We start from the raw sequence: 7,247 nt of genomic DNA on the forward strand, positions 1-7,247 counted from the left end.
AACCGTCGTTCGATCCGCCGTGGCCGCGCTCTGCTGGTCGCCCCGGTGCTGGCCGCGACGATCGGTGGCGGAATCGCGATGTCCCAGCCGGCCAGCGCTGCCGCGCGGCCGGATGCTCACCGCTTCCTCAGCGCGGTGGTCCCCTGTGAGTCGGGGGGCAACCCGGGTGTGGTGAACGAGATCGGTGCGGGCGGGCTGTTCCAGTTCCTCCCGAGCACCTGGCGTGGGGTCGGCGGGCAGGGCCTGCCGCAGCACGCCAGCGCGGCGGAGCAGTGGAAGCGCGCGCATATCCTCTACGCCCAGCAGGGCACCAGCCCGTGGTACGCCTCCAAGAGCTGCTGGGGCCACAAGATCTGAGTCCCGACGCGGGCTCACCTGAACGACGTGAGCAAGCAATGCCCAACGTGCGCGGCCGCTGAATCAACGGCCGGTGTCGGGGTCGCGGTCTGAACCACGGATTCGGGCCGCCCCGCCGGTGCGCCCGGACGTCTGCAGACGTCCGGGCGCACCGGCATGTCTGCAGGTGGGGACCTGTACGAACTCGTTGCGGGTTCCCTGCCCGGGCGATCGCCCCGGCCCGTTGTGCAGTGCCTCGCCTGGTTGACCGGCAGAACGTTTCACGGTGTACGTCTGCTAAGTTCCGTTGAAACCTTCCGCCCCGGTACAGGGAACTTTTCGGGCCCACGCATGCGGAGGATTCGACTTCGAATTGTCCGGTCGGCATGGCGAGGGGAACGATGGGCGTAGGGGTTCGGAACGCGGCGAGGGGCCACGGCGGAGGAATGACTCCACGGATCCGCGGATCCGTGGTAGCGGTGGGTGAGGCCCGGCGGCGGCGCCGTTCGGTCGCGCCCTGGCGAGGCGGGCTGGTCGCGGTTGCCACTGCCTTCGCGGTGTCCGCGTGTGGAGGCGACGAGGTCGCAGGCTCGGCGGCAGCGAGTGTGACGGGTCCCTCCGGCTCCGCGTCGCCCGCCGAGGAGACCGGCCTGTGGCCGGAGGACTTCGTGCTGACCGAGGGCCCCGCGACGGCCGGGTACACGGGCGCGCCGGAAGAGCCGTCCGGCGACGGTGAGAACGGCGAGAGTGAGGCGGCTGAATCCGTGTTGGGTGCGGATCTCGCCGAATGTCTGGGCATGTCGGACGAAGATCTTGAGATCGGACATGAGGCCTCGGCCGTCGGGCTCACCTTCACGGGTGTCGACGGGTTCTCGATGATCGACTCCTCCGCGTACATTCTGACCGAGGAGCAGGCGGTGCGGGACCGCGAGATGCTGGCGAATCCACGGACGCCGAAGTGCCTGGAAGAGGCGTTTGCGGCCCTGCCCGACGAGCCTGCGGAGGACGGCGACGCCACGACCATCTCGTTCGAGGCGTTCCCGCCGCCCGGCAGTGCCGCCGCCTACTATCGAATGACAATCAGGGGGTCCGACCTCGAGAACACGGTCGTGGGGGACATGCTCTTCTTCCTCGAAGGCCGGGTAGAGGTGACGACCAGCTACGTGACTCCCGAGACGGAGCACGAGCCGGAGCGTCTCCGGCAGATCACCGACCAGATCTCGGAAAAGCTGCGGAACCAGAAGCCGCGATCCATCGCCGGCCGGCCGGCGGAGGCCGGGGCCGTGGTCCGGGCTCTTGGGCCCCTGTCCTCCTGACCGGCCTGCCGGAGTCGCAGGATCTGGACCTCCATGCAGATCCTCGATGAACAATTGAAACCCAACAAATGTTGTGGTCGTGTCAATTTCAAGTGTTGGATGTCGGCCTGATTCACTGCTTCAGGTCACACTGCCGGTGCGCCCGGAGCATCGACAGATGTCCGAACGCGCCGGCATACCTGCAGGTGGGAAGCCTGCGGCTGGCGGTTCTTGATTCCCGGTTCCCCGTTCCCGAAGCCCCAGCCTCGGGAACGGGGGGCGCGAATCCGACGTGACGTCACTCCTGGATTGTTATCCCTGTTCAGGGCGCCTGAATTCCTCCGCGTCCGTGGTGGGGGCGCTTCGGGATGGGTGTCTGATAGTTTCCGTTTGATCCTTCTGTCCTGGTATCGCGTATCGCGCGAAAAGGTCCGATACATTGCCGTGCAGAAGATTCGTCTACGGAACAGTTCAGTCGGCATGGAGTGGTGGCCTGATGGGCGTGGGTGTTCGGACTGTGCAGGGCCGGGGCAGACAGACGACAACTGGCCCGAGGCGCGGGCGGGTGACCCCGCCGCGGGCGTGGAGTCGGCGGCGCTGCTGGTCGGCGGTGTCATGGCGCGGCGGGCTGGTCGCGATGGCGACGGCCCTCGCCGTGTCCGCCTGCGGAGGCGACGACGCGGCGTCGTCGGCCGACCCCGCCCCGAGGACGACGGTGCCGGCGTCATCCTCGCCCGCGGAGAGCGCCGACCGGTCGCCCGAGAACTTCGTGCTGACCGAGGGCCCCGCCACTGACGGGTTCGCGGCCTCGGCCGAGGCACCCGCTGATCCCGAGGAGCAGAGCGACCTGTACTCCCTCGTCGCCGAGTGCCTGGGCCTGCCGGCCCCGGCGCCCGGCGACGGCGCACAGGCCCGCGCCGTCGGCCCCACCTTCAACAGCCCCGACGAGGTCTCGTCGATCGACTCCCTGGTGGAGATGGTCTCCGACGAACAGGTCGTGCGGGATCGGGAGCTTCTGGAGAACCCCCGGCTCCTGGAGTGCCTCGGCAGCTTCTACGAGGAACCGGCCGAAGGTGAGTCCGCGGACAGCGGCATCGAGATCGTCTCGGTGGAGAAGCCGCCCGCACCTGCCGGGGCGCTCGCCTACATCCGGGCGGTCATGAAGCTCGGCGACACGGCGGATGCACTGGTCCTCTCCATGGACAGCCTCTTCTTCATGGAGGGGAACATCGAGGTGACCGTCAACTACGTGAACACCGAGCCGGCGGCGCCGCAGGAGCGCCTCCAGCAGATCGCGGACCAGATCTCGGAGAAGCTGCGTAACCGGTGACCGGTGACCGGTGACCGGTGACTGGTGACTGGTGACCGTGGCCGGTAGGCGGAGGGCGGTCCTGAACGTCTGCGCCACGGGCAGACTGGCCGGGTGAACGATCCTGCCTCCCCGATCCGGTTCCGACGGCTGGCGGAATCCGATTTCCCACTACTGCGTGGGTGGCTGGCCCAGCCGCATGTCGCCCGGTGGTGGAACCACGAGACCACGATCGAAGCGGTACACCGTGACTTCGGACCGGCGACGCGGGGCGAGGATCCGTCGGAGGATTTCCTCGCCCTGCTCGACGGGACCCCCATCGGCCTGGTCCAGCGGTGCGCGTACGCCGACTACCCGGAGTACGGCGCCGAGTTGCGGCCCGTCGTCGACGTCCCGTCCGGTGCCATGAGCGTCGACTACCTGATCGGCGATCCGGAGCGAACGAACCGCGGCATCGGGCCGCGGATGATCGCTGCGATGGTCGCTCGGACGTGGTCGGACCATCCGGAGGCGACCTGCGTTCTGGTGCCCGTCGCGGCGGCGAACCGGGCGTCGTGGCGGGCCCTGGAGAAAGCGGGTTTCCGCCGGGTGGCCGAGGGTCCGCTCACGCCGGACAACCCGATCGACGACCCTTTGCACTACGTCTATCGACTGAACCGACCCCCGAGCGTCTCAGCCTCGTCTCGTTCCGTTCATGGCGGTCGACGAGGATGAGCCGACGACCGCTGTCTGCCGGCATGGCTCGTCGGCAGTGGGCCCGCCGTGGAAGGCGTGCTCACCGTCCCGTCACCCCGGCACCGGAAGCCTGTGGGAGGACATGTGGTGGACGCGGCAGTGATCATCACGGGAGCTGCCTCCGGCATCGGGCGGGCCTGCGTGGAACTGTTCACCGTGCGGGGCTTCGGGATTGTCGCGGTGGATGTCGACGAGGGAGCTCTGCGTGACCTGGCGGACTCGCTCGGAGGCGAGGTGGTCCCGCTGGTGGCGGACGTCTCGCTCGAGGAGACCGGGATCCGGATGACGGAGCTGGCGCTGTCCCGGTTCGGGCGGCTGGACGTCGCGGTGCTCAACGCGGGGATCGGCGGGACCCTGCCCTGGGAGGCCGGCGGTGCCATCGAGCGCCTGGACGAGATTCTCGCCGTGAACGTGCGTGGGGTCGCGATCGGCATCCGTTCGGTCGCCCCGGCCCTGCGGGATGGTGGCGGTGGCTCGATCGTCGTGACGGCGTCCAGCGGTGGGCTGCAGGCGGAGCCGGGGAACTGGGCCTACAACGCGTCCAAGGGTGCGGTGGTCAACCTGGTGCGGGCAGCCGCCCTCGACTACGCGGCGCAGAACATCCGGGTGAACGCGGTGGCACCCGGCCTCACCGAGACGCCGATGCTGGGCCGGCAGCGTGCCCGGCCGGCGGTCTTCGAGGCCACCAGCCGGCGCATTCCGCTGCAGCGCTGGAGCCGGGCCGAGGAGCAGGCCGCAGTGGTCTGGTTCCTGGCCTCGGCGGAGGCGTCCTACATCACCGGTACGACACTGGTCGCGGACGGCGGGATGACCGCACATCACGGTGCGGTACCGCTGCCGCCGCTCGTGCCCTGACAGGAGCAGTTCCTGAGACGGCCGGTCGGATGAACTACCCGAACCCAACCTCGACGGGTTGGCGCGTCAACGTTGAATGTCGGCGTTGGGTCGTCTTTTGTGTTCCAGGGCACGCCGTCGACGTGTACGAACGCCGCGGCCGGTCGAACTCACCGGTATTCGTGCAGATGGGAAGCATGATTAGGGGTGGTGGCTGGCGCTGGTTGCCGTGCGCTGCAGCCCGGAGTTCCGTAGACGTATGTGAGGCCGTACCCAGAGGCGGCCGCCGCTGGCCGTTGTGTCGAAGGTCGCAGGCTCGACAGTCGGAGTGCTTTAAGTCGGACGTCTGATAAAGTCCGCCGGACCTTCCGCCCCGGTCATGTCGCACGCGTCGGGCATTCTTCCCGTGCGGAGGTCTCGCGAACGGACTGTTCGGCCGGCCTGGGGTGGGGACTGATGGGCGTAAGTGTGCAGAATGCGCGTGGTCATGGCGGGCGGTCAATCCAACCGGGCGCCGGATCCGTGGCGTTGACGGGCATGCGCGATCGGCGCTGCCGGCCGGCCGCTTCATGGCGAGGCGGGCTGGTCGCGATGGCGGCCGTCTTCGCGATGTCCGCCTGCGGGGGTGACGAAGCGCCGTCGGCTGCAGCGACGGCGAGTACGGAGAGGCCGTCCGGGTCGGCGTCGCCGGCGGCCGAGGAGACCGGTCTGTGGCCGGACGACTTCGTGCTGACCGAGGGCCCCGCCACGGCCGGCCTGAGGGGCGTGCCGGAAGAATCCTCCGACGACGGCGAGTACCCCGAGGAAGACGCGAGGCTCGCCGAATGCCTGGGTGTGCCGCTCGAAAACATCGACTACGAACCTGAGGCCTCGGCTGAGGGGCTCACCTTCACCGATGCCGACGGAGTGGTCATGATCTACTCCACTGCGGAGATCGTGACCAGCGAGCAGGCCACGTTTGACCGGGAGCTGCTGGCGAATCCGCGGATGCCGGACTGCCTGGGCGAGATGGTTACGGGTCAGACCGACGAGCATGAGGAGGAAGGCGTCGACCTCGAGCTCATCTCGGCGGAGGCGCCCGGTACGCCGGCTGGCGCACAGGGTCATTATCGCGTCGCCATGCGAGCATCCGGCCCGGGGGGAACGGTCGAGGGCACGATAAGCCTGCTCTTCTTCGTCGAAGGCCAGGTCGAGGTGGTAGCCACCTATACAAGCCTCGGGGAGGCTCCCCAGTCGGAAAGGCTCCAGCAGATCGCCGACCAGATCTCGACGAAGCTGCGGAACCAGCAGCCGCGCTCCATCGCCGGCCGGCCGACGGAGGGCGGGCCTGTGATCGGGGCCCTCGGGCCCCTGCGTTCCTGAGCTTCTCGCTCCGATCAGCATCGCGGACTGTCGAAGGTGACCAACGTGGTGATGTCAGTGGCGAACGGTCGGCGGCCCGGGGCGGCGCGGCGCCATGGCGGGCTTATGGCCATGGTCGCCGTCGTCGCGCTGTCAGCCTGCGGCGGGGGTGACACCTCGTCTGCCGCGGGCTCCACTCCGACGGCTGCCGCGTCGACGTCGTCCGGAACCCCGTCGCCGGCCGCAGAGGAGCTCGGCCTCTGGCCGGACGACTATGTGCTCACCGCCGGCCCCGCCACCGCCGGTTTCACCGGTGTGCCGCCCCAGGCCCCCGACGCCGAGGTGGGAGGGTATCTCCCGGCTGTCGCGGAATGCCTCGGGGTGCCGGCGGGAGACGTCCGGAACGAGTTCGACTCCGCCAGCAACGGACTCACCTTCGTCAACGGCTCGGACCGACAGGTGACGATCACGTCCACGGCGAGCATCGTGTCGGACGAGCAGCTGGCCCGGGACCTGGCACTGATGGAGAACCCACGGTTCGCCGAGTGCTCGGGCGAGGTGCAGATGAAGGCCGCCGAGGACTACTCCAAGGGTCGGATCGAGTATGACCTGATCGAGGCGAAGACGCTGCCGCCGCCGGCCGGCGCAACCTTCCACCTGCAGCTGTCCGTGAAGCTGAGATCTGGCGGAGTCACGGTGGAGAGGACGATCGAAACGCTCCACTTCCTGGTGGGCCGGGTCCAGGTGGCTGTCATGCACACGAGTCCCGGCGGCGCCACGGAGCCCCGGGGCCGCCTGAGACAGATCGCCGATCAGATCTCCGAGAAACTGCGCAGCCAGCAGCCACGCAGCCAGCAGCCACGCAGCGTCGAGGGCCGGCCACGCGAGGGCGGGCCCGCGGTTCATGCCCTCGGGCCTCCCGATCGGCTGAACGCTCCTTCATCATCGGGCGTCGGGAGCTGGGCCTGACTCGCGGATTCGGACTGCCGGCCAGCGTGCCCGATTTCGTATAGTTGTAGTCGTCTCGACGGATCGTCCCCTCTCTCGCCTTCCGAGTTGTTCGCCCAAATTCTTCCGATCGATGCGCCGCGTTTCCGGACATCATCCGGGGTCCAGGGGTGGGAAAAGTCGTCGCGGAGCCGGGTCGGCGGTGTGCGTTACGCACTGCACTGGTCGACCCAAGGTGACAGGGGAGTGGCGCCGGTCGAATGGTGGTGGTACATATCGGACGTCTCTGTTTCGGCTGCACCGTGCACGGATTATTTCAACCCCTGCCGACGGGATGTGATGGCCGTCATAATTGCTTGGAGAATGTTTGCCGGTGGCGTGTAACGTCGTTGCCGTGCTTCCGACCTGGGGAGTACACGCCGGGTGGCACGCCGAATCCCGCCCCGCCC

General features: G+C 68.5%; 7 protein-coding genes. All 7 read left to right on the forward strand.

The genetic code is table 11. The features are described from left to right. A partial coding sequence (locus B207_RS0131690; protein ID WP_018640716.1) for a transglycosylase family protein occupies window positions 1-357 on the forward strand: 357 nt, incomplete at its 5' end. Between the two features lie 584 nt (window positions 358-941). After that, the gene (locus B207_RS0131695) at window positions 942-1,652 is read left to right on the forward strand and encodes a hypothetical protein (RefSeq protein ID WP_154675757.1); all 711 of its coding nucleotides are present in this window, start codon (window positions 942-944) and stop codon (window positions 1,650-1,652) included. A 616-nt stretch (window positions 1,653-2,268) separates the two neighbouring features. Then, window positions 2,269-2,961 (forward strand): hypothetical protein, encoded by a 693-nt coding sequence (locus B207_RS36540; protein ID WP_195905388.1) that lies wholly within the window; start codon window positions 2,269-2,271, stop codon window positions 2,959-2,961. A gap of 93 nt (window positions 2,962-3,054) precedes the next feature. Further along, window positions 3,055-3,654, forward strand: coding sequence for a GNAT family N-acetyltransferase (locus B207_RS0131705; protein WP_018640719.1), 600 nt, complete (start codon window positions 3,055-3,057; stop codon window positions 3,652-3,654). Between the two features lie 105 nt (window positions 3,655-3,759). After that, window positions 3,760-4,530, forward strand: a complete 771-nt coding sequence (locus B207_RS0131710; protein ID WP_026311655.1) for an SDR family NAD(P)-dependent oxidoreductase — start codon at window positions 3,760-3,762, stop codon at window positions 4,528-4,530. Between the two features lie 705 nt (window positions 4,531-5,235). Beyond that, window positions 5,236-5,871, forward strand: a complete 636-nt coding sequence (locus tag B207_RS36545; RefSeq protein ID WP_154675758.1) for a hypothetical protein — start codon at window positions 5,236-5,238, stop codon at window positions 5,869-5,871. A gap of 45 nt (window positions 5,872-5,916) precedes the next feature. Then, window positions 5,917-6,819: a hypothetical protein gene (locus B207_RS36550; protein WP_154675759.1), complete on the forward strand. Its 903-nt coding sequence runs from the start codon at window positions 5,917-5,919 to the stop codon at window positions 6,817-6,819. The last annotated feature ends 428 nt before the right edge of the window (window positions 6,820-7,247 follow it).

Origin of the sequence: Parafrankia elaeagni, assembly GCF_000374165.1 — a bacterium.
Taxonomy (GTDB): Bacteria; Actinomycetota; Actinomycetes; order Frankiales; family Frankiaceae; genus Parafrankia; species Parafrankia elaeagni.